The 375-nt window shown below is 56.0% G+C and carries 1 protein-coding gene; it reads left to right on the plus strand.

Translation table 11 applies throughout. The features are described from left to right. On the plus strand, positions 1-287 hold a 287-nt coding region (locus QN413_RS27160; RefSeq protein WP_323499652.1), incomplete at its 5' end, for an IS30 family transposase. Positions 288-375 lie beyond the last annotated feature (88 nt).

The following is a 375-nucleotide window of genomic DNA, read 5'->3' on the forward strand; positions in this document are numbered from 1 at the left end:
AGATGGCTCAGCATGCCCAATTGCGATTTGAGACGGGACTGGAAATCTACTTCTGCGATCCGAGAAGCCCATGGCAACGCGGAACCAATGAGAACACGAATGGATTGCTGCGCCAGTACTTTCCAAAGGGTACAGATGTGAGTAGGTACAACGAAAGAGAACTCGACGCAGTGGCCGCGACTCTGAATGGCAGGCCTCGAAAGACTCTGGGCTGGAGAACGCCAGCCGAGGCGCTGAGTGAACTAATATCCACCGCTCAACAGACCGGTGTGGCGACAACTACTTGAACCTAAGCTGACTGCCCCTGTCGCTGTGGAAGAGCAGCCCGGCCTGCTTGCCCGGATGACGCTTGAACCACGCCATGCGCAATGCATC

It is taken from the genome of Variovorax sp. LG9.2, from assembly GCF_035018885.1.
GTDB lineage: Bacteria > Pseudomonadota > Gammaproteobacteria > Burkholderiales > Burkholderiaceae_C > Variovorax.